The organism is Nostoc sp. NMS9 (genome assembly GCF_017114995.1).
Lineage (GTDB): Bacteria > Cyanobacteriota > Cyanobacteriia > Cyanobacteriales > Nostocaceae > Nostoc.
This window is the reverse complement of record NZ_JABXKL010000019.1, coordinates 110,983-132,642: the sequence shown is the minus strand read 5'-3', so window position 1 is coordinate 132,642 and position 21,660 is coordinate 110,983. Positions and strand designations below refer to the sequence as shown.

Below are 21,660 nucleotides of genomic sequence, written 5' to 3'. Positions count from 1 at the left end.
ATGGGGATATTCAGAATTCTGAATTTCTCCCCCTCTTTTACTCAGTGCCTCTGCGGTTATTTTTACCAAATCCCATGTTAGAAGGTTCAATCCTACAACAGCTCGAAGCAGCTCATCGCCACACCACCAGGCCAATTCGATTCGGTGTTTACTACAAAAATACCTTAGTTGCCCTGTGCCACGCTCTTGAAGACCATATCTTAACCGATGACGGTATACCCTTAGTGATCACAGCCTTCCAACAAGGGAAATGGTATCTACAAGAAGCTCAACGATATGCAGACATCGCCCAGCGTAGCCGCCAAATTGCCATCATGGCTGCCTCTGAATCTGGCTTTGCTGAACATCCTACCAGCCAGCTACCCAATGTAGACTTAGTGCCATTAGATGCAGTCGATCCAGTAGCGCAGGAGTGGCACTTAATTATTTTATCGCCTAAGTATACAGCAATGGTAATTTGTCAAGAATTATCTGAGGCTGATTATGGCAGCACTGGAGTACCGACATCAGACTTAGAGCGCAAATTCTATGGTTTGTGGACATTTGAGCCAGAGTTAGTTCAAGAGACAGCAGAAATAGCGATCACTCACATTAAAAAATACAACCCAGAATTGGCAAAAAAGCTCACAGCCGATAAAGAACAAATTGTACCGTCAATGGCCAGATCCCAAAATTTAGGTGCAGTTGTCTCCCGTGTAGTAGATTACCTCCAGACTGGGCAAGATAATTTATCCATCCCTACAGCGCTTCAGAAACAAACGCTGGATCGCAACTTGGTTTCTAACGAAATCCAAGCCTTTTTGCGAATGGCGCAACTGATGGATATGGCAGATGTCAATAATCCAATGGCAGCTGCGGAAGTGGTGGTACTTGCTGAGGCGATCGCCCAGCTTTTGGATCTTCCCGCATGGCAGATTAAGAGATTGCGGCTAGCGGCTTTGTTACATCGCATAGATCCATTACAAAAAGCAGAAAGCGTTCTCACTGGCGGTATATCCACACGCTATCAAGAAGATGCCCCCAGTTCTCCCTTAACTTGTCCCTTAGTACCAGGGGCGCAAGTATTGCGAACTATGCCACGACTGCGAGCAGTTGCCCAAATTATCACTCACCAAACCGAGTGGTGGAATGGCACAGGGGAACCAGCAGGTTTAGCTGGAGATGAAATTCCCCTAGAGTCGAGAATTTTGGCATTATTGGCAGACTTTCAGTGGCGACTCAATGAGCGAAAATTGTCAAATCAAAGTCGGGAACAGATATTTACTCAAGCTTTAGATGAGTGCAAACAGCAACAATCTACCCGCTTTGACCCTAAACTTGTAGATACCCTAGCTTTATTAGTTATGGGTTTACAACAGGGACTCGACTTACCCTTGATGACACCCAAATTCAGCGCCGGTATCTGGATACTTGATTCCCAATGGGATAGCCACAGCAAGATCAGTGAAGAGATTGGTAGTTACTTTACATGAATATTGAAGCCATTAGATTAGGAAAACTCAAACAACTTCCAGGGGCAAATTTAGAAGATGAGGAACTCTCCCGACTGGATTTAAGCAGGATTAATCTTGCTGGCGCTACCCTTGTCGGCACTAATTTTGCTGGTTCTAAGCTCGAAGGTGGACATTTAGAGGGGGCAAATTTGATGGGAGCCAACCTCCAACAAACTGACTTGCGGGCGAACCTGATGGGAGCGAACCTGATGCAAGCAGATTTAACAGGCGCTGACTTGCGGGGTAGCAATTTGCGTGGCGCTAACTTGATGGGAGCCAGACTCAGTGATGTGTCATTGGTCGGTGCTTTCTTGAGTGGTGCCAATTTGATGAATGTGAACTTGCAAGGCGTTGACTTGCGCGGTGCTGACTTGCGCGGTGCAAACCTGACTGGGGCAAATCTTAAAGGTGTAGACTTGAGTCGCACAGATTTGCAAGGGGCTTTATTAAGTGAAGCAAACTTGGAAGAAGCTGACTTGCGGGGTGCGAATTTGGCGGGGGCGAATTTGACGGGAGCGAATTTACTCTGTGCAGAGTTAGAAGGTGCAAATTTGAGCGGCGTTAATTTGAATAAAGCGTGTTTGGTGGGGACAGTAGTAGAAACGCTTGCGTAAACATTGCACCAAAAAACCACCTATGCCGATTATTTGTATTTTTGAGGACTACCCAGAATGACACCCGTCGCCGCACAAGTCTCAATCACCGCAATCATTCCCATGTTGAGCGCGATCGCAAATCGGCAATGGGAACAGTTTAAAGAACTGGAGGCAGATTTTGTATCCCAGTATGGCGTAGAGGTATGGCAAGAGGTTTTTAATTTCCGTCTTAAGCCAGCACAGGATAAAGATTCTGACAGATGGCTACTGATTCAGTGGTGTGGTGAAGGAATTATCTCAGTCAAAAATGTGGCGTAGGTGCGATCGCGCAAGGTGAATTATGGCGATCGTTTTTATTCTAATCCGAAGGTCAGTGCTTCGCCGTTTTGCAGTATTCTTAGCTATTGTTAAAATTTTTGCAGATGAAGCAGGTAAAAATTTGTGAGTCTACAAGAAGTTATCAAACTAGCAAAGCAGCTTTCAACTGTGGACAAAGTACGTTTGATCCAGCAAATTGCTACTGATATAGAACAGGAGTTAACAGATAAACTCTCTACCGTTCCCCGCCAATCCTTGTGAGGACTATGTGCTGATTTAGGAAATGCACCTTCCACAGAGAAAATTGATCTAGCCCGTAGTGAAGAATGGGCTAGCTTTCCACAGGAGGATATTTGATGCTGCGTGCTGTATTATCAATATATTCTTGTGAGAAAATTTGCCTTCCTAATACCAACGCTTCTTGCCTTTCCTCATCTGTCATATAATCATCTTCCTTGAGTCCGCTGGGAGTGCGTTGAGGATTTCCTCCTGTATCTAAATATCGCTGACGTGCGATCGCAAATAGTTCTAATATTCTTTGCGCTTGCTGCTGTTTAATGGTGTTGAATTGTGTCATCATTTTTATTCTTAAATAATTCAGTTTCTCAATATACTTTTTTGGCTTCAGGAGGGCAATCTACTAAACCATTTGTATAGTATGGTCGATGATTTAAGGGTGCATATCCTGGCCCAGCACTTTTACATAAGATACTTACCACTTTTATTTCTTTAGCATCAATAATAGGAACGACAAAAACACCACCAACATAAGAACTCAAATCTATGCCCCAATTGCCACCACATGCTTCCTGTCTTGCATAAATATAAATACCGTTTACAGTTGATGTACCATTAATTTCAGGAATAGTTTTAGTATAGTAACCATAACATTTTTCAGTTTTGAAAAAAGATGAATTTGATTTTAATGGTTTATCAAGTGGTTTCAGGAAATTTTTATGGGTTGAAAAGTAGTTTTTTTGAGTCTGAATCATAGATATAATATTATCTTCTGCAATTTTCTCATATTGGGGTTCATCACCTGGTGAATATATCTCAGCACATCCAGCGACAAGCAAGTTCATTAAAATAATATTAGAAAATAACAAATTATTAAAAAGGAGAAAGCCTTTTAAATTCCATTTGCTCATTTAGAGAATTAAATCCATTAGGGAACTGTGTAAACTCGTTATAAGAGGCTCCACGCCAAATAGTATGAGAATCGTAGATAACCTTCTGTAAATTAAGACTTGTTAGAGAAGCACTGCTGAGGTTAGCTCCACTTATATTAGTATCAATAAGATAATCGCTTAGTTTAGCTCCTTGCAAATTAGCATTTATCAACTGTGTTTTTTGCAGATTTGCACCTAAAAGTGAACTGCGATCTAAATTGGCACTTGTAAGGTTAGCTTCTTTTAGATTTGCATGATACAAGCTACTCAAACTTAAATTTGCATCCTGTATATTTGCCTTTTTTAGATTAGCGTAATCTAGTTCTGCTGACTCTAAGGAAGCGTTATTTAAATTAGCTTTTTCTAAATTTGCATGATACAAGCTACTACTATCTAAATTCGCACCCTGCAAATTTGCCTTTTTTAGATTAGCGTAATCTAGTTCTGCTGACTCTAAGGAAGCATTATTTAAATTAGCTTTTTCTAAATTTACTTTATTTAGTTTTGCCCAGTTTAGTTTTGCATTAGTCAAATCAGCATCACTCAGATTACCTTCGCTTAAATCCAAACTTGATAAGTCAGTTTGAATAAGTTTTGCTCCCCTCAAGTTAGCTCCTTTGAATGAAGCCTCATAGGTAACATTACAGTAATCATCCCCAATTTCTGATATACCCATTTTCCCTTTGTCGCCAACATCATCTCGCCATCTGAGTTCAGCTTTAGTTAAATCAGCCCCTTGTATATTAGCTCCGTCTAATTTAGCATTAGTTAGTTCAGCCTCTCTTAAATCTGCCCCAGCTAAATCAGCATTTGTTAAATCAGCACCACCTAAATCACACTTGGGACATTTTTTAGTTGTTAGCAACTGCTTCACATGAGCGGGATTTGAAGTTTTTTTAGCCTGACAATCTTTACAACTAGAAAGAAAAGTAAGTAATAAAGCTGATACGATTAATATTTTGATTTTCATATATGGCGCGATCGCTCAGTTCGCCCTCGTATCCACAAAGCTAGTACACTCATTAACAACACCCCCATCACTCCTTGCAGGGGATTATTATTTACACCAGTTACCCAATCAGGAACTTGACCAGAATATTTCACTAATTTACCGACATTAATAATGTAGTAACCCCAAACTAAACCACCATGTAAACCAATTGGAAAACCCAAGCGTCCCCTCCGCCAACGCTTTCCCCATACTTGCGTTAATCCCAGCAGTAGTAAAGCTGGAAATTGCGGCAGTGTATGAATAATTGCCTCCAAGGGTTTAATAAAGTGCAATGTAGCAAACGCAGTTGCATCTGTCCACAGTGCCACACGCAGACTGTAATCTCGTTGTAATTCATCTAGCAACCAGCCTCGGAATAACAATTCCTCAGCAAATCCAACACCTAAGCCAACAAGTAAACCCTCTAAAATCACTTTCAGCAAAAAAACTTTCGGTTGTTGCCACACCAACCAACCCAACAAACTTTCTACCCCAAAAAGTATCAGAATATTAATTATGCCCAGAGCCAAGCCACGCAGTAAATCTACACCATTTTGCCGCGTGAATTCTAAACCATAATGCCGCAGAATTTGGGGCTGTTGGTAGACATATTTACCCCATAATCTCAGGAGAAAAATAAACACTACATATAACAATACCAATGTCAATATACTTTCTAAGTTTGAATCATGCACTAGTAAGTATATTGGTGTAGCTAATGGCAACCATAGCAACAATAAAGTCAAAATAAAAGCACCCAGCCTAATAGGGGCAGGGCGTTCAGCTAAACGGACAAGGTTTTCTTTCATACCAAGTAAGTCATCAAACACCAGTCAATACTCTAAATTTCGACTAATGACCAATGACCAATGACTAATGACTATTCATCAGGTTCAATAGTGCTACTTAAACCGTGACTTTTCAATGTTTCGCAATAAAACTCAGCGTGTTCCAGGGCGCAAGCAATGACTAAAGCTAGCCCGTTAGTATGGGCTTCCATCATGATGCTCACAGCTTGGGGTTGGGTAAGGCTAGGTACAGTGGCTATTAGTGACTGTACAACATGCTCCATAGAGTTGTAGTCGTCGTTATGGAGCAAAACGCGATACCGAGGCGCGAGCTTGCGGGATGTGGAACGCTTTTCAATGGTTTCAACTGACACGGCTCTTTGCTCTTTTCTCGTTACTTCACTACAACAAAATCTCTGTCTAGCGATCGCTCAACAGTCGTTTACCTATTCTATAGTATTTCTGCTCAGATACTATGCTAGGAAAACCCTTTGCTGGCAGGGATTGGTTGTATTAGTTTTGCGTAGCCACTTGATAAGGCATACATCTAAGACATGGCTGCCCTAAGAGTGCTACCCTAATCTTACAGAAGCTTTTCTTAAACGTAGCGCATTTTCACTTTTAAGATTAAGGAAGTTGCAAGCAAAATAATCCTTGCCCCTGCCCAAGATGGACATGAGCCTAGATTTTCTTCAACCGGGACAAATTGTGTCTCTAGAGTATGGCGACAGGAACCTGTATGCAGAAGTCATTCAATTTGTAGTTTCCCGCCAGTTGTGCTGGGTGCGTCCTTTATTAATGGTTACTTTCATAGAAGAATCACCCCTAATTACCGATTTGCGAGATGCATCTGACTTACTTTGGCCTGCCAATTTATTTCGCCCAGCATTAGATACAGAAGTAATTACCTTCTTGAGCCAACTTTTAGCGAAAGAACCAAAAACTGAACCTGATTCAGTCGCAAAGCAGCAACTCAATCAATTTATTTACCAACTTTGGCAAGCATATCAAGAGGGGTTGGAGATTAGGGATTAGGGCATTGGGCATTGGGCATGGGGAATAGACAACGTAGAGACTTGTTTAATAATTCTTCCTTATCTTCTTTGTATTCCTAGTCCCCAGTCCCTAATTCCCAGTCTCTTCCTCAACTGTAACGAATACCAGCGTCTTTCATGCCTTGAAGACTGTGAAATTCCATTGTTACATCCTTCGCACCCGGAATTTTTTCGTCCCTTGGTAAGGTGGATAATTTTGGTTAGCAGCTTCGTCAATCGCCTCATGCATCACCTGGAGGATATGACTAGAAGTCAGTTTGTCTGGATTGATTGATATCAACTCCCTTAGCAACAAGTTCATTCCGCTTGTGGACAATTTCAGCAAACAGATTGGGAGGAATTTTTTTAGGCGTTTAGCGAACTGTATGGCGATTTACTACGAATGTACAATGTAGAGGTTCTTTAGCACAGTTTAAGCCACCTTAAGTATTTAAATAATCAACCTCATAGAAAAATACTAGCAATTATATCGCCCTTATATCCCTCTGCTAAATTTAATTACAATTACCTTAGGGAGTCCTCGTACCCTTACAGGAAAGCAAACTACAGGCAACTTATCGTAGAGAGCGTGATTACTGTCTTCGTAGCGGTAGCGAGTCAGCGTACTCTTACAGAGAAGCAAGTTACGCGCAGCGTCTCGTAGAGAGCCTCATTATGAATTATTTTAAAATCCCAGGCTAGGAACCAACTGGATTCGTCCAGCATCCATCTCTGCCATTAATAATTCTAGGGCTTCGTAATCAACATCAGAAATATAACCCAGTTCCGTCAACTCTGAGTTGATTTCATTCTCTATCTCAGGAGTTAGTTTTTTAATGTCAAGAGCTTTTTCTACCAATTTACGAATAGCGTATTGAGTTCTCATAAGTAATAATTCAACCGTAATATGACACTAATCATCCCAGATCAGCCTCAGTATAAAGAGTGATCCAAATACTAACTTGCTAGTGATATATATCACAATTTAATTAGTTAGATAGATAATTCACTATGACTTTGCCGGATGCCATCAGCAACGCTAAAGTGGGAGATTTAACCTAACGTTAAGACTTGGCTAAATTAGCTTTAGTTATAGACTAAGCAAGGTTTCTCAGCATAGTTACTGATAATTTGTCTGCTCTATGGCCGTCTATAGTTGATTGTTTTTGAAGTGACATAAAAAAAAAGTATATATAAACACATTTTAACCTGGAATTATAACAATCTTTAAACAGACATACTAAAGAAATAAAGATTCAGCAAAGAGAGCTAAGACGTATGGTCGATGCAACAAAATAGAGTTTATGTTCAAATAATCCTTAGCTTGACGCTTCAAAATTCTTAATAGGATGTAACTATGCAGGCAGTGCTTAACTATCCCAAGATTGCAGTCATTCACCCCCAAGGGTGTTTAAATGCTGCAAACGCCTTGGAATTTGAACGAGATATGGCTACAGCGTTGGCGCAAAATGGTATTTCCATCTTGGTAGTAGACCTTGCAGCAGTAGAATCGTTAGACAGCGCGGGGTTGATGGCATTGTTATCTACACACAAGCTGGCTCTTACTTTAGGAAGAAGTTGCCGACTTTGCGCTGTTGCTCCACAAATTAGAATTATTTTTGAGCTAACGCAACTCGATAGGGTATTTGAAATATTAGATGCTGAAGCCGAAGTGGCCCAAACATAACTTTATGTAAAAGCACAAAGGTTCGCGCAATAAACGGGCTTTTTGTAAAGGAGTTGTAAGTTGCAACGAGAAACTCTGTTAGAAGACCAAATTCAATGCTAATGTTAGGCTTGGGTAGCTGTAATTAAGGTAGCTAGAAGATAGCACAGTGGTTGTTGCAGTTGAAAGATTAATAACGTCGGATATTTTAAAACCAGCCCGTTACCTGGGTAACGAGCTGTTAGCAGTACACAAACCTTGGGATACGGCAGCAATACGTTGGGTTTTAACCTACCCAGAAGTATATGAAGTCGGTGCATCTAATTTAGGGCACATCATCCTTTATAACATCTTGAATGGCCAACCGCGTCAATTGTGTGATCGCGCCTACCTCCCAGGAAAAGACCTGGCAGCCAAACTACGCGAAACTAATACGCCATTGTTTGCGGTAGAGTCAAAGCGATCGCTGACAGAATTCGACATTTTAGGTTTTAGCCTCAGTTACGAGCTGGGTGCAACTAATATCCTCGAAATGTTGAATTTGGCTGGAATTCCCTTGACGTGGCAAGAGAGGCAGGGAAGCAGAGGGTCAGAGGAGCAGGAAGGCAGGGAATCTACCGATACCCAGTCCTCATTTCCGTTGATTTTCGCTGGTGGGCAAACAGCGACATCAAATCCTGAGCCTTATGCCGACTTCTTCGACTTTATCGCCCTTGGAGATGGAGAAGAACTGCTGGCAGAAATTGGTTTGGTATTGGAAGAAGGCAAACAAGCAGGATTGAGTCGGGAAGATATATTACTGGATTTGGCACAGATACCAGGCGTATATGTCCCTCAGTTTTACGACATGGCAGAGGATGGCTCAGTTCACCCTCGTCGCCCAGACGTGCCAAAACGAATTCTGCGACGGGTTGCAACTCCCATACCAGCATATTCCATCGGGTTAGTTCCCTATGTAGAAACTGTTCATGACCGCTTGAGCATTGAGATTCGGCGTGGTTGCACTCGTGGCTGTCGCTTCTGTCAGCCAGGAATGCTAACTCGACCAGCACGGGATGTAGAACCCGATAAGGTTGTAGAAGCAATTGAACAGGGTATGCGGGCAACTGGTTACAATGAGTTTTCCCTACTATCTCTGAGTTGTTCTGATTATTTGTCCCTACCAGCAGTGGGGATGGAAATCAAAAATCGCTTAAAAAATGAAAACATTTCTCTGACTCTACCAAGCCAACGGGTAGACAGATTTGATGAGAATATTGCCAACATCCTTGGAGGTACGCGCCAAGGTGGCCTGACTTTTGCTCCAGAAGCTGGAACTCAGCGAATGCGAGACATTGTGAATAAGGGGTTGACGAATGAAGAATTGTTGCGGGGAGTAAAAACCGCTTGGGAGCAAGGCTGGGATAAAATAAAGTTGTATTTTATGATTGGCTTGCCGGGTGAAACGGATGTTGACGTTCTGGGCATTGCGGAAACAGTAAGCTGGCTACAGCGAGAATGTCGGGGTAAGGGTAGAAAACCCCTAAACTTTAACTTGACAATTTCTAACTTTACGCCCAAGCCCCATACACCATTCCAGTGGCACTCAGTCTCTACCACTGAATTTAAGCGAAAACAAAACCTGTTACGGCAAGAATTCCGGCGAATCAAGGCAGTGAAGGTAAATTTTACCGATGTCCGCATTTCGGCAATGGAAGATTTTGTGGGACGAGGCGATCGCAATTTGAGCAAAGTAGTCCGCCGTGCCTGGGAATTGGGTGCAGGTATGGATTCCTGGTATGAAAATTTAGATCGAGCTTTTAGTGCTTGGGGATCTGCGATCGCCCAAGCCGATTTAGATTGGAAATACCGCCAAGTAGAAAATGGCGAATGGAATTTGTTTCACGCACAGGCCCAAAAGAGCAGAGAAGATGGAGAAAATACCCAACTCCTAACTCCTGTACAGACGCGATTAATCGCGTCTCTCCCCAATACAGACGCGATTAATCGCGTCTCTTCCCACTCCCTCGATATTCCCCTACCGTGGGATCATATTGATACCGGGATTGACAAAAAGTGGCTCCAAGAAGACTTGCAACGCGCTCTAGAAGCTGCAATTGTACCCGACTGCTCTTTTGAAGGTTGTTCTCATTGTGGCGTCTGTGGCACCGACTTTGGGCATAATGTCGTGATTGAATCACCTGCCATCCCAAAATTTGCTGGCGAGTTTGTCCCCAACACAACTAAGGCGCAAAGACTGCGAGTTTGGTTTGGGAAACAAGGTAATATGGCTTTGATAAGCCATCTTGATTTAATCCGTCTGTTTGACCGAGTTGTGCGGCGAGCAGGCTTACCAATTGCTTTTACTGGTGGGTTTCACCCAATGCCACGGATTTCTCTAGCAACTGCTTTAGCTCTAGGGGCTACTAGCAGCGGTGAAATTGCAGATTTTGAGTTAACTGTGCCAGTGGAAGTTGATACTTTCCGAGAAAAGTTGGCTCATGAAATGCCCACAGACATACCTATATATAATGTGGAGCAGATAGATTTAAAAGCTAGTGCCGCTACCCAACTGCTAGAGTCAGCAGAGTATTTAATTACTGTAGCAGCACTTGCAGAAACAACACCCATACAATGGCAAAACTGGATTGATACAATCAAAGCAAAAGAGGAACTTTGGTACCAGCAAATAACTAAATCAGGCAAGAGCCAGTTAATAAATCTGCGCGATCGCTTATTTGAACTGGAGTTAGTAGAAACCCACAAAAGCGTTGCAGAATCTATGTCATCTGTAATCCGTTATTTAGGTAGCTATCGCCAGGACGGTTTGCTGTTGCGTCCCGAACAAATCCTGTTTATGCTAGAGACAGTGGCTGGTGTAGAATTTCAACTCCTGCACATCCACCGCAATCGGCTAATTTTAGGGGTATAATCTCTGTAGGGCAACTTGCTAGTAGTTGTCCTAAGATGGCAGCTCACAGGAATTGATTTTTAGCAAGGTTGCGTTAGAATAGGGTGAAGAGAAATTTTCTGGCGCTGCATTGAATTAGCTGGTTCACTACCCTGGTATTCAGGGGGCAAAAGCAAAGATATTAGAGTGCAACTTCTAGGATTTTATCCTAGACAAACAAAAAGCAGATTAAAGAATGCACACTCTCTATATAGCTACCTTGTGAATCAGTAACTAACAGCAGGCTCGGTTAGGTTCTCTAAATTCATGCTTTTTAAACAACTGCTGAATGTCTAATCCAGGTAGTGCCCAAGAGCTAGTGCATTACTTTTTTAGAGTTAAAGCAACCGCTGTCGGTTATGCCGACTTGTAGACGTTCACGAGACGCGCAAAGCGCTGCTTGTCTTAGGCTAGAGCGGCTCAAGGCAGGGTAGCAACTGGGGCTGCTGAGTATAACCCTAAGATAAATCCGGGGAATGGAAAATAGAAATAGTTTCTTTTTCTTAACGAATTCAGTAGGTTACTCTCAAATAAAGCATCTTGAGTTAAAATGCTAACTCAGGATTTAGAACTTTTAACTCAGAACTCTCTTGATTGAGAGTATTGCATCACAAATCAACCACGGACGGTTGATTTAATTGCTTAAACGATATGCAGCAGTTCTGGAATAATCAGCCGTGGAAACGCTCTTAAGAGCGCCAATAGCTATTTAACTTAGAAGCTCAGATTTGCGATTTTTATTATCAGTAGCGCCTTTTGAGGGTTGCGAGGGCAGCGAAAGTATAATATCAAACCGAGAAACACTGGTAATTAAAACTGACGCAAAGACGCAGGTAGTTTTAAATTATTAAGTAATTAACCGGATTTGATACAACAAACCTCAAACCTGTAAGTGCTGCCAATTTTTGAGGAAATTGAATGCCAAAACAAATTATCATCGCGGAGCAGCACCAAATTGCTGCGGTTTTTTCTGAAGATCAAATACAGGAACTCGTTGTTGCTACGGGTCATCATCAAATAGGTGATATCTACTTAGGAGTAGTAGAAAATGTATTACCTGGGATAGATGCGGCTTTTGTCAATATTGGCGACCCAGAGCGCAACGGTTTTATTCACGTCACCGACTTGGGGCCATTGAAGCTCAAGCGTACCGCAGCGGCAATTACAGAACTACTAGCACCACAACAGAAAGTTTTGGTGCAAGTAATGAAAGAGCCAACGGGGACAAAAGGGCCTAGACTCACGGGTAATATTACCTTACCCGGACGCTACGTAGTACTGATGCCCTATGGTAGGGGCGTAAATTTATCCAGACGGATTAAAAGTGAAAGTGAGCGCAACCGCTTGCGAGCGCTGGCGATTTTGGTCAAGCCGGCGGGAATGGGTTTGCTTGTGCGTACAGAAGCAGAAGGCAAACCCGAAGAAGCGATTATGGAAGATTTGGAGTTGCTGCAAAAGCAATGGGAGGCTATCCAGCAGGAAGCTCATTCCACCCGTGCTCCAGCACTACTCAACCGGGACGATGACTTTATCCAGCGTGTATTGCGGGATATGTACGGCGCGGATGTAAATCGGATTGTCGTGGATTCCAGTACTGGTTTGAAGCGCGTCAAACAGTACTTGCAGAATTGGAGTGGTGGTCAAACACCACAGGGATTGTTGATTGACCATCATCGCGATCGCTCCCCAATTTTAGAGTACTTCCGGATCACTGCTGCCATTCGAGAAGCTCTGAAACCGAGAGTAGACCTACCTTCTGGCGGTTACATTATTATCGAGCCGACAGAGGCATTAACCGTAATCGATGTTAACTCAGGTTCGTTTACGCGATCGGCAACAGCTAGAGAAACAGTTTTGTGGACAAACTGCGAAGCAGCAACAGAAATTGCTCGCCAGTTGCGCCTGCGAAATATCGCCGGAGTGATCGTCGTTGATTTTATCGATATGGAATCACGACGTGACCAACTACAAGTTCTCGAACACTTTAATAAAGCACTTAAAGCAGACAAAGCTCGTCCCCAGATTGCCCAACTCACCGAACTGGGTTTAGTAGAATTGACCCGCAAACGTCAGGGTCAAAATATTTACGAATTGTTTGGTGAAACTTGCCCCACCTGTGGCGGTTTAGGACATACTGTGCGTCTGCCTGGAGAAATCGAAAACCGATTACCGATACCGGCAGAGACACCAGAGCGCGAGCGTTTTGTATCCTTGCCTCACCGAGAACCACGTCAGCCGTCTGCCCGCATCCCGGAACCACGAGAAACCTATGATGGATTTGGGGAAGCATTTGACAGTGACTCGGAATTGAGCAACCTAAATCTGATTAATCATCCTAGTTATCAAGAACTTAATGATAAGCGTCGTACCCGAACTCGCCGCAGTCGAATTGGTGTCAATGGGTTAAACGGGAAAGATGAAGCTCGGATTGTTCCCAATCCCCTGGCTTTTGTTAACGAGCCAGATTTAGACCTGGATGTAGAACCAGAACTAGGAGTTGTACCAGAAATTCCCTCACCCACTCTTGGTAAACCAGGCTGGAGTGAAAGAGTAGAGCGCACTAAAATTATCAAGGCAGAACCAGTTAAGCCAGTGGTAGAACCACCGGAGATTAGAACTGTAGAAATGAGCCTTCAAGAACAGGATATATTTGCCTTGATGGGAATATCTCCTTTGGTGAAGTTAGAGCAAGAGGTTAAAAATACCAAGTCTGTGATTATTAATGTGATTCAGCCCGGTCAACAGCCAACGACCCCAATTGAATCAATCTCAGAATCAACTATTGTCCAAAAACCAACACCTGAAATAATCACTATTGCCCAAAAGGCAACACCTGAAATAACTGCCAGCAAAATACCGACACCAAAAGTTATTGAGCCAGAACAAAAATCTTTGAGTGAAGAGACGATTGAACCATCGGAGTTGACTGTGAATCCTTCGGGACGTTTATCTGCGAAAGCCGCCGCGAACGAGATCGCAGATGAAAGCGAAGCTAATAGCAGCACCACTGCCAGCCGTCGCCGTCGTCGTCGTTCCTCAGCGATCGAGGATAATTAATTTGCTTTATGGTAGAAACATCGCCAACGCCTTTGGAACAATCCACTTGGCTGGAGTTTTCTACCTTCTTGTCAGAGATTCCAGGATTGGTTGCAGGTGTTGATGAAGTAGGGCGAGGTGCTCTATTTGGCCCTGTGGTGGCGGCAGCAGTGATCTTACCAGATCGCGCTTTGCCAATACTGATAGCAGCTAAAATCAAAGACAGTAAAAAGTTGTCTAGTTCTCGAAGAACTCAGCTAGCGCAGCAAATTTGTGCGCTGGCTATAGACTGGAAAATTGGGTTTGCTTCTACTGCCGAAATTGACAAGATAAATATTTTGCAAGCGACGTTGTTAGCAATGAAGCGGGCTGTGCTGAAGTTAAAGGTACAGCCTGCACTCTGCTTGATTGACGGCAATCAGTCCATCAAAGATTTACCACTGCCGCAACAAACAATAGTTAAAGGGGACGAGCGATCGCTTGCTATTGCTTCTGCTAGTATTGTCGCTAAGGTTTGGCGTGACGATCTGGTAATGCGTCTAGCATTAAAATACCCTATGTACAACCTGGAATGTAACAAGGGTTATGGTAGCCAACGGCATTTGCTGGCTTTGCAACAATATGGGTCCTCGCCCCTACATCGTCAGTCTTTTCGTCCTTGCCAAATCAAAGGACTGAGTGCTGAGTGATTGAAGAAGAATACAAAATTCAGAATTCAGAATTCAGAATGAATTAGTTGGGGATTCAGTCGTGCCACTAATTACAGAATTCAATTCTGTAGCTTGCTTCCCTGAAAGGGTATTCTGGCTCCTGACTCCTGAATTCTGTTTGTTAAAAAATTACTCAGCATTCAGGATTGGTAAATCAGTACTATCACTATCAAGTTTTGTATCTTTGGTTTGTGATATCACCCAGTAGCGATAATCCGTCAAAAGTTGATTCAATAACCGTTGCTTGACCGACAACAGTACACTTTTAAGCAAACCATTCCCCGTAGCTTCTAAAATCGGCTTAGGAGTAAAGGAAAATGGCGGTGGGAAATCCACGAGCACTTCTAAATCAGCTTTTCCTTGGAGGCGAGTGCCAGTGCTAAACTCTTTGGGAGACAAATACCCTTTTAAATTGAGAGTAAAGCGCTGGTTAATATACTCGAAACCTAAAATTTCACAGTTTAGTGATCGCAAATAAATTATTCCATTTGATTCTGCCCAGACTCTCATGTCTACAGTAGGTTGAATACTCAATGACATAAAAGTCAGCGGACGCATTTTCAAGCGAAATACTTCCTCTGAAAGTTGCTGAATCCGGCTATTCTCAACCAAAGCCTTAACCAGACGTTGAGGCTGACGCAAGTAGTGCTGAATGGGAATGGGCTGCTCTGGAACAGCGATTTCAACCGATTGGGAGGCAGTAAACCGGGTAGCCATGAGCTAATAAAAATATCTGTTTCTTAATTTTAATATTTTTTAACAACTTAGTTCTGATTATTAGAAAAGTACAAAATTTATTGACTATAAAAACGATTGTTGCTTCTCAGCTATATATCATTAGCAAAAAGTTGGTACGCTCATTCTATCTTTAGTTCAAGAAATATAGATTAGGATTTAGCTCTTGACACAAAATCAAGAATATGCTTGTTTATTTGGGTAGAAACCAATATCATTGCTCTTAAATCTTTAGAGGGATTTAGCCAAAAAACTGCTAGGAAATCTATCTGCTAGAAGACTGATTTCCATAACTTGTTTTTCTGGATACATATTTCGGTCTATTCGTTTAGTGCGTAAATTTTAGAGATAACAGTGTTTAGTAAGAGTAGATGTTGAATATATTTGCCAAACCAAAATATCATAATCTCTGTTCACGCATTAAACTCGCAACTCAAGGCTAAAAGCATGACTTTATCGATCGCACATTTAGGGCCTCCCGGCACTTATGCAGAACAAGCAACTATTTTTTATGCCAACTGGTTGGGCAAAAGTACGGGAATTGAAGCTAGATTATGCCCCTATCCCAGTATTTCCCAATCACTGCACGCTGTTGCGAATGGTCAAGCGCAGTTGGCTGTTGTGCCAGTGGAAAATTCTATTGAAGGGAGTGTTACTACAACACTGGATACACTTTGGCAATTGGACAGTTTGCGAATTCAGTTGGGTTTGGTATTACCCATTGCCCATATGTTAATTTCTTGTGCGCCTAGCTTGGATAGGATTAAAACTGTTTACTCTCACCCGCAAGCTTTGGCACAATGTCAGGGATGGTTAGAGCGGTTTCTGCCGACTGTACAGATTATTCCTAGCAATTCCACAACCGAAGCACTACAGCAATTGGAGCAAGAGACGACAACGGCAGCGATCGCTTCTAGTAGAGCCGCTCAACTCTACAAATTGCCGATACTTGCCAGTAACATCAACGACTATCCAGAAAACTTTACTCGTTTTTGGGTAGTAAGTCAGGGTGAAGTGGACGCTGGATACCAGGCAACAAAAGCACCTGCTAGTCACACATCACTGGCTTTTAGTATGCCTGCCAACACACCCGGAGCATTGGTCAAACCTTTGCAAATATTTGCTCAACTAGGAATTAACCTCAGCCGGATTGAATCTCGTCCGACGAAGCGATCGCTAGGCGAATACTTGTTTTTCATGGATTTAGAAGCAGATGCCAAGGAAGCACAAATGCAATCTGCTTTAGCAGAATTAACTATCCACACAGAGATTTTAAAAATTCTTGGCGCTTACAATGTTTTACCGATCACCGCCGTTACTTAAGAAGTTAGGAGTTATCTGTTAAGAGTTATCATTTAGGATTTACCAGTTATCAGCTAGGAAATATAAATTATAAGTTGTCGATCTTTTTTTTGTTTTTTCTTCCTAACTCCTCACTTTTCACTAAATGTATCTTTGAGAACAGCACGAGCTGCCAAGTGATTCCGAGTAGAAGTTAAAATTTCTGCTTCTCGCTCTAGACGAGTTACAGTATCTTGCATTTCTAACAATAATTGCTGCTCTGCGGCGACACCATAAAGGTTACTGGCTACCCAATAAGATAACTCTGTTGGTAGATCGGGCAAATCTTCTGGCAGTTCGATATTTTGTTCGGTTAATTTGGCTGACAGACGCACAACATCTCGCAGTAGTTGTTCTACTTCAGTTGATAAAGGTCGCAAATCTTTAGTGGGTGGTTGGTCTTCAATCCACTCAACTAAGCCAACGCGATATGGCTTTTCACGAACATACTCTAATACACGAAATCTTTGCTGCCCTAAAGTCATCATCTTGATCCGATCGTCTGGTAGCCGTTGGTGATGAATGATTTCGGCACAGCAACCAGTGTTTGCAATTGTACCTTTGACTGGATCAAACATCAAAACACCGAACCTGCGATCACTCTCCAAAATCGTGTTCATCATGATTCGGTAGCGAAATTCAAAGATGTGCAGAGGTAATGGCCTGGTAGGAAACAGAACTACTTCGGGTAACGGGAACAGAGGTAGTTCGCGAACTGCAATTTTAGAAGATGATGTCATTGTTGCTTTGGTATAAACTTAATCTTTAAAATTTCTTTTTCTCTGCTTTTCCCGTACTTTATCTACATTCTATCATTTGTTTCCTAGCTAAATAAAAGCCCTGAGATATATTTCTTCAGGGCTGTGTAAATATTCATACTAATGTCATTTGTCTTTTGTCCTTCGTGCTTTGCTAATGACAAATGACCAATGACTAATGACTAAATTAAAGTTTGACTTCAATATCTACACCCGATGGTAGATCCAATTTCATCAGGGCATCAATAGTCTTAGAAGAGGGCTGGTAAATGTCAATAATCCGGCGATGAGTACGGGTTTCAAAGTGCTCCCGTGAATCTTTATCTACGTGGGGCGATCGCAGCACACAATAGATCCGGCGTTTTGTTGGTAAAGGAATTGGGCCTATAGCTGTAGCGTTGGTGCGGTTAGCCGTGTCTACAATCTTCTCGCAAGATGTATCTAATAAGCGCCTGTCAAAGGCTTGTAAGCGAATTCTAATCTTCTGCTGCTGTAGAGTTGCCATCTTTAATTTTCCAGGTTCTGCGTAGTTAGGGGAATATTTACAGGTTAAAGGTTACAAGTTATCGGTTACAGAAAACTATTACCTGTCCCCTGTAACCTATTACCTTATTTATAGAGGGAAGAGAAAGGAGCAGAGAGGCAAAATAAATACCATCTCTGCTCCTTTGTTATGAGCAAAAAGGTGCTACTTGATAATTTTGGAGACGACACCAGCACCGATGGTGCGACCACCTTCGCGAATAGCGAAGCGCATTCCTTGTTCAATCGCGATCGCGTTGATCAATTCTACTGTCATCTTGATGCGATCGCCTGGCATCACCATTTCTACTTCTTTGCCTTCATCGGAGGTGTAGGCTTTGATGGTACCAGTTACATCAGTTGTCCGCACGTAGAACTGGGGACGGTAGCCAGCGAAAAATGGAGTCTTACGACCACCTTCTTTTTCAGTTAGGACGTATACTTCACCTTCAAATTCCAGGTGAGGTTTAATTGAACCTGGTTTGGCAATTACCATACCCCGTTCAATATCAGCCTTCTGAATACCCCGGAGTAGTACGCCAGCGTTATCTCCAGCCATACCTTGTTCCAGACTCTTCTTGAACATTTCAATACCAGTTACGGTAGTGGCACGAGTATCTCTGATACCCACTAGTTCAACGTTATCGCCAACTTTGACAACACCCCGTTCAATCCGACCGGTGGCAACAGTACCACGACCTGTGATTGAGAATACGTCTTCTACAGCCATCAGGAAGGGCTTATCAACATCCCGCTCAGGAGTGGGGATAAAAGAATCCACAGCGTCCATCAAATCGTAGATTTTATCTACCCAAGGATTTTCACCTTTTTTGGTCTTAGGATTCTTGGTCATTGCTTCGAGAGCTTGCAGACCAGAGCCTTTGATAATGGGGATATCATCGCCAGGGAAGTCATAGCTGCTTAACAGTTCTCTCAGTTCTAGCTCTACTAGTTCCAAGAGTTCTGGGTCATCCATCAAGTCTTCTTTGTTCAAGAATACAACCAGACTGGGAACGCCCACCTGTTTTGCCAACAGAATGTGTTCGCGGGTTTGGGGCATAGGGCCATCAGTAGCAGCTACTACGAGGATACCTCCATCCATTTGGGCAGCGCCGGTGATCATGTTCTTCACATAGTCAGCGTGTCCAGGACAGTCTACATGAGCATAGTGCCGACTTTCGGTTTCATACTCAACGTGAGCGGTATTGATGGTAATACCCCTTGCTTTTTCTTCTGGCGCGTTATCGATTTGATCGTAGCCTTTAGCTGTAGCTTGACCAAGAGCTGCCAAGGTCAGGGTAATGGCTGCCGTTAACGTGGTTTTGCCGTGGTCAACGTGGCCAATAGTACCGATATTGATGTGGGGTTTATTTCTTTCAAACTTTGCGCGTGCCATGAATGCTCATTTCCTTATTTTAACTAAGCGTTCCCTTTGCTTTTTGCAATGATAGTTTCAGCTACGCTGCGAGGCACCTCTTCGTAGTGGCTGAACTCCATCGTGAAGGTACCCCGACCTTGCGTTTTTGACCGGATATCAGTGGCGTAGCCAAACATACTCGCCAGTGGAACTTTGGATGTTACCTTAGCGAGTCCCTTTTCGGTGCTTTGACTTTCAATCTGCCCTCGGCGGGTGTTGAGGTCGCCAATGACGTTACCCATATAGTCTTCAGGAACTTCAACCTCAACTTTCATCATAGGCTCTAAGATGACAGGTGAAGCTTTCAGCACAGCCTCTTTCATCGCCATTGAGCCAGCGATTTTGAAAGCCATTTCTGAAGAGTCTACATCGTGGTATGACCCATCAATTAGCGTCGCTTTGACGTCAATCAACGGATATCCAGCTAGAACACCGGATTCGCAGCTTTCTTTCATTCCTTGTTCTGCGGGGCCAACGTACTCTTTAGGTACTGTACCGCCAGCAATTTTGGAGACGAATTCAAAGCCAGTACCGGGTTCTCCAGGCTCCAAATTGATCACAACGTGACCGTATTGACCTTTACCACCACTTTGGCGAATGAATTTGCCCTCAACTTTGTTCACAGCTTTCCGAATTGTTTCTCGGTAAGCTACTTGCGGCGCACCTACATTCGCTTCCACCTTGAATTCTCGTAACATCCGGTCTACTAGAATTTCTAGATGTAGCTCTCCCATTCCCGCGATTACGGTTTGGTTTGTTTCGGGATCAACGCGGACACGGAAGGTGGGGTCTTCTTCTGAGAGAGATTGCAGAGCCTTGGACAGCTTGTCCATGTCGTTCTTAGTTTTGGGTTCGACCGCCACCGAGATCACAGGCTCAGGAATGAATAGAGATTCCAGAATTACCGGCGATCCATCATCACAGAGGGTGTCACCTGTCAAGGTGTCTTTCAATCCTAGAGCTGCTCCTAAATCACCTGCTCGCAGTTCATCGACATCTTGCCGGTCATCTGCCTTCATCAGAACTAACCGGGAAATCCGTTCTTTTTTATTCTTACTAGCGTTGAGAACGTAGCTGCCCTTTTTCAGGACACCAGAATAAACACGAACAAATGTTAGGCGACCATAAGGGTCAGCCATAATCTTGAATGCCAGAGCTGCTAGGGGTTCGTTGTCATCAGCCCGTCGCTCAACAGTATCGCCATTGGGCAGTAAGCCTTGAATTGGCGGTACTTCACTTGGCGCTGGCAAGTAATCGACAACGGCATCCAGCATCAACTGTACGCCTTTGTTTTTGAATGCCGAACCACAAAGTACTGGTACAATCGTCCCCGCAATTGTGCCTTTACGTAGGGCAGTCCGAACTTCCTGTTCTGTAAGTTCTTCGCCCTCGAAGTACTTAGTCATCAGAGCATCATCAGTTTCTGCCGCGGCTTCTATTAGCTTGGTGCGGAATTCGTCTACCTGCGCTTGCAATGCTTCTGGGATATCAGTTTCCTGGATATCGGTTCCTTGATCATTTGCATAAATATACGCACGTTGTCCTACTAGGTCAACGATACCTTGGAAGTCGTTTTCACTACCAATTGGTAGTTGAATGGCGATCGCATTCGCCCGCAGGCGATCGCGGATTTGCTCGTGAACCTTATAAAAGTTCGCTCCGGTGCGATCCATCTTGTTAATAAAGGCGATCCGAGGAACTTTGTAGCGCTCTGCTTGCCGCCACACTGTCTCAGACTGCGGTTGCACGCCGCCCACAGAACAAAATACTGCGATTACACCATCCAACACGCGCATGGAACGCTCAACTTCAATTGTGAAGTCTACGTGACCCGGAGTATCGATAATGTTAATTTGATGATCTTTCCAACTGGTACTGATAGCAGCAGCAGTAATGGTAATTCCCCGCTCCCGCTCCTGCTCCATCCAGTCTGTGACGGCAGTTCCTTCATGAACTTCGCCAATTTTATGAATTATCCCAGAGTAAAATAATATTCTCTCTGTTGTTGTAGTTTTGCCCGCATCTATATGCGCCGCAATACCAATGTTGCGTACTTTATCTAGCGGGATCGTGCGTGCCACAGCTACCTCCTATAGTTTTTGCCTCATGATATCTTGTATATTACTCTTTGTTAAGATTCTATACTTTTACGGAAAA

22 protein-coding genes are annotated in these 21,660 nt (G+C 43.2%); 10 read left to right on the top strand and 12 right to left on the bottom strand.

Features of this window, described 5'->3' with window-relative positions; genetic code table 11:
• Positions 1-74: 74 nt before the first annotated feature.
• The 4 genes from HWQ40_RS07435 (at position 75) to HWQ40_RS07420 (ending at position 2,668) form a co-directional block, all read left to right on the top strand.
• Positions 75-1,472: a DICT sensory domain-containing protein gene (locus tag HWQ40_RS07435; RefSeq protein ID WP_292776129.1), complete on the top strand. Its 1,398-nt coding sequence runs from the start codon at positions 75-77 to the stop codon at positions 1,470-1,472.
• Positions 1,469-2,107, top strand: coding sequence for a pentapeptide repeat-containing protein (locus HWQ40_RS07430; protein ID WP_292776127.1), 639 nt, complete (start codon positions 1,469-1,471; stop codon positions 2,105-2,107). The genes HWQ40_RS07435 and HWQ40_RS07430 overlap by 4 nt, the downstream gene beginning before the upstream one ends.
• A 57-nt stretch (positions 2,108-2,164) precedes the next feature.
• Complete coding sequence (locus tag HWQ40_RS07425) at positions 2,165-2,407, top strand: hypothetical protein (protein WP_292776125.1); 243 nt, start codon at positions 2,165-2,167, stop codon at positions 2,405-2,407.
• A gap of 123 nt (positions 2,408-2,530) precedes the next feature.
• Complete coding sequence (locus tag HWQ40_RS07420) at positions 2,531-2,668, top strand: hypothetical protein (protein WP_292776123.1); 138 nt, start codon at positions 2,531-2,533, stop codon at positions 2,666-2,668.
• Positions 2,669-2,738: 70 nt separating this feature from the next.
• On the opposite strand, the gene HWQ40_RS07415 is transcribed toward HWQ40_RS07420, so the two are convergent.
• From HWQ40_RS07415 to clpS, 5 genes are all read right to left on the bottom strand, one after another.
• Complete coding sequence (locus HWQ40_RS07415; protein WP_292776121.1) at positions 2,739-2,987, bottom strand: hypothetical protein; 249 nt, start codon at positions 2,985-2,987, stop codon at positions 2,739-2,741.
• Positions 2,988-3,012: 25 nt separating this feature from the next.
• The gene (locus HWQ40_RS07410; RefSeq protein WP_292776119.1) at positions 3,013-3,555 is read right to left on the bottom strand and encodes a type IV pilin-like G/H family protein; all 543 of its coding nucleotides are present in this window, start codon (positions 3,553-3,555) and stop codon (positions 3,013-3,015) included.
• Complete coding sequence (locus HWQ40_RS07405) at positions 3,518-4,546, bottom strand: pentapeptide repeat-containing protein (protein WP_292776117.1); 1,029 nt, start codon at positions 4,544-4,546, stop codon at positions 3,518-3,520. Before HWQ40_RS07405 ends, HWQ40_RS07410 begins: the two co-directional genes overlap by 38 nt.
• The gene (locus HWQ40_RS07400) at positions 4,543-5,376 is read right to left on the bottom strand and encodes a type II CAAX endopeptidase family protein (protein ID WP_292776115.1); all 834 of its coding nucleotides are present in this window, start codon (positions 5,374-5,376) and stop codon (positions 4,543-4,545) included. Before HWQ40_RS07400 ends, HWQ40_RS07405 begins: the two co-directional genes overlap by 4 nt.
• 71 nt (positions 5,377-5,447) lie before the next feature.
• Positions 5,448-5,729, bottom strand: coding sequence for an ATP-dependent Clp protease adapter ClpS (gene clpS, locus HWQ40_RS07395; protein ID WP_292776113.1), 282 nt, complete (start codon positions 5,727-5,729; stop codon positions 5,448-5,450).
• A gap of 295 nt (positions 5,730-6,024) precedes the next feature.
• Between clpS and HWQ40_RS07390 the strand changes: the two genes are divergently transcribed.
• Positions 6,025-6,390: a hypothetical protein gene (locus HWQ40_RS07390; RefSeq protein WP_292776394.1), complete on the top strand. Its 366-nt coding sequence runs from the start codon at positions 6,025-6,027 to the stop codon at positions 6,388-6,390.
• Between the two features lie 165 nt (positions 6,391-6,555).
• Here the strand turns inward: HWQ40_RS07390 and HWQ40_RS07385 are convergent, their stop codons facing one another.
• Positions 6,556-6,711, bottom strand: a complete 156-nt coding sequence (locus HWQ40_RS07385) for a hypothetical protein (RefSeq protein ID WP_334983131.1) — start codon at positions 6,709-6,711, stop codon at positions 6,556-6,558.
• Positions 6,712-7,074: 363 nt separating this feature from the next.
• Positions 7,075-7,275, bottom strand: coding sequence for a hypothetical protein (locus HWQ40_RS07380; RefSeq protein WP_094349495.1), 201 nt, complete (start codon positions 7,273-7,275; stop codon positions 7,075-7,077).
• A gap of 471 nt (positions 7,276-7,746) precedes the next feature.
• Here HWQ40_RS07380 and HWQ40_RS07375 point away from each other — a divergent pair, with 471 nt between their 5' ends.
• The 4 genes from HWQ40_RS07375 (at position 7,747) to HWQ40_RS07360 (ending at position 14,709) form a co-directional block, all read left to right on the top strand.
• Positions 7,747-8,076, top strand: a complete 330-nt coding sequence (locus HWQ40_RS07375; RefSeq protein WP_292776111.1) for an STAS domain-containing protein — start codon at positions 7,747-7,749, stop codon at positions 8,074-8,076.
• A gap of 148 nt (positions 8,077-8,224) precedes the next feature.
• Complete coding sequence (locus tag HWQ40_RS07370) at positions 8,225-10,966, top strand: TIGR03960 family B12-binding radical SAM protein (RefSeq protein ID WP_292776109.1); 2,742 nt, start codon at positions 8,225-8,227, stop codon at positions 10,964-10,966.
• Between the two features lie 936 nt (positions 10,967-11,902).
• Entirely contained in the window at positions 11,903-14,041 is a 2,139-nt protein-coding gene (locus HWQ40_RS07365; protein WP_292776107.1) for an Rne/Rng family ribonuclease, read from the top strand.
• Positions 14,042-14,049: 8 nt separating this feature from the next.
• Positions 14,050-14,709 carry a ribonuclease HII gene (locus HWQ40_RS07360; protein WP_292776104.1) on the top strand — a complete coding sequence of 220 codons (660 nt, stop codon included), beginning with the start codon at positions 14,050-14,052 and terminating at the stop codon, positions 14,707-14,709.
• Between the two features lie 150 nt (positions 14,710-14,859).
• Here HWQ40_RS07360 and HWQ40_RS07355 read toward each other — a convergent pair whose 3' ends face one another.
• On the bottom strand, positions 14,860-15,447 hold the full coding sequence (locus HWQ40_RS07355; RefSeq protein ID WP_292776101.1) for a DUF1997 domain-containing protein: 588 nt from the start codon (positions 15,445-15,447) through the stop codon (positions 14,860-14,862).
• Positions 15,448-15,912: 465 nt separating this feature from the next.
• Here HWQ40_RS07355 and pheA point away from each other — a divergent pair, with 465 nt between their 5' ends.
• On the top strand, positions 15,913-16,788 hold the full coding sequence (gene pheA, locus HWQ40_RS07350) for a prephenate dehydratase (RefSeq protein WP_292776099.1): 876 nt from the start codon (positions 15,913-15,915) through the stop codon (positions 16,786-16,788).
• Positions 16,789-16,898: 110 nt separating this feature from the next.
• Here pheA and HWQ40_RS07345 read toward each other — a convergent pair whose 3' ends face one another.
• The 4 genes from HWQ40_RS07345 to fusA all read right to left on the bottom strand — a co-directional run bounded on the left by HWQ40_RS07345 (position 16,899) and on the right by fusA (position 21,584).
• Positions 16,899-17,546 (bottom strand): LON peptidase substrate-binding domain-containing protein, encoded by a 648-nt coding sequence (locus HWQ40_RS07345; protein WP_094349488.1) that lies wholly within the window; start codon positions 17,544-17,546, stop codon positions 16,899-16,901.
• Positions 17,547-17,751: 205 nt separating this feature from the next.
• Positions 17,752-18,069: a 30S ribosomal protein S10 gene (gene rpsJ / locus HWQ40_RS07340; RefSeq protein WP_008232935.1), complete on the bottom strand. Its 318-nt coding sequence runs from the start codon at positions 18,067-18,069 to the stop codon at positions 17,752-17,754.
• 183 nt (positions 18,070-18,252) lie between these two features.
• Positions 18,253-19,482, bottom strand: coding sequence for an elongation factor Tu (gene tuf, locus HWQ40_RS07335; protein ID WP_292776097.1), 1,230 nt, complete (start codon positions 19,480-19,482; stop codon positions 18,253-18,255).
• Positions 19,483-19,505: 23 nt separating this feature from the next.
• On the bottom strand, positions 19,506-21,584 hold the full coding sequence (gene fusA / locus HWQ40_RS07330; RefSeq protein ID WP_292776095.1) for an elongation factor G: 2,079 nt from the start codon (positions 21,582-21,584) through the stop codon (positions 19,506-19,508).
• Positions 21,585-21,660 lie beyond the last annotated feature (76 nt).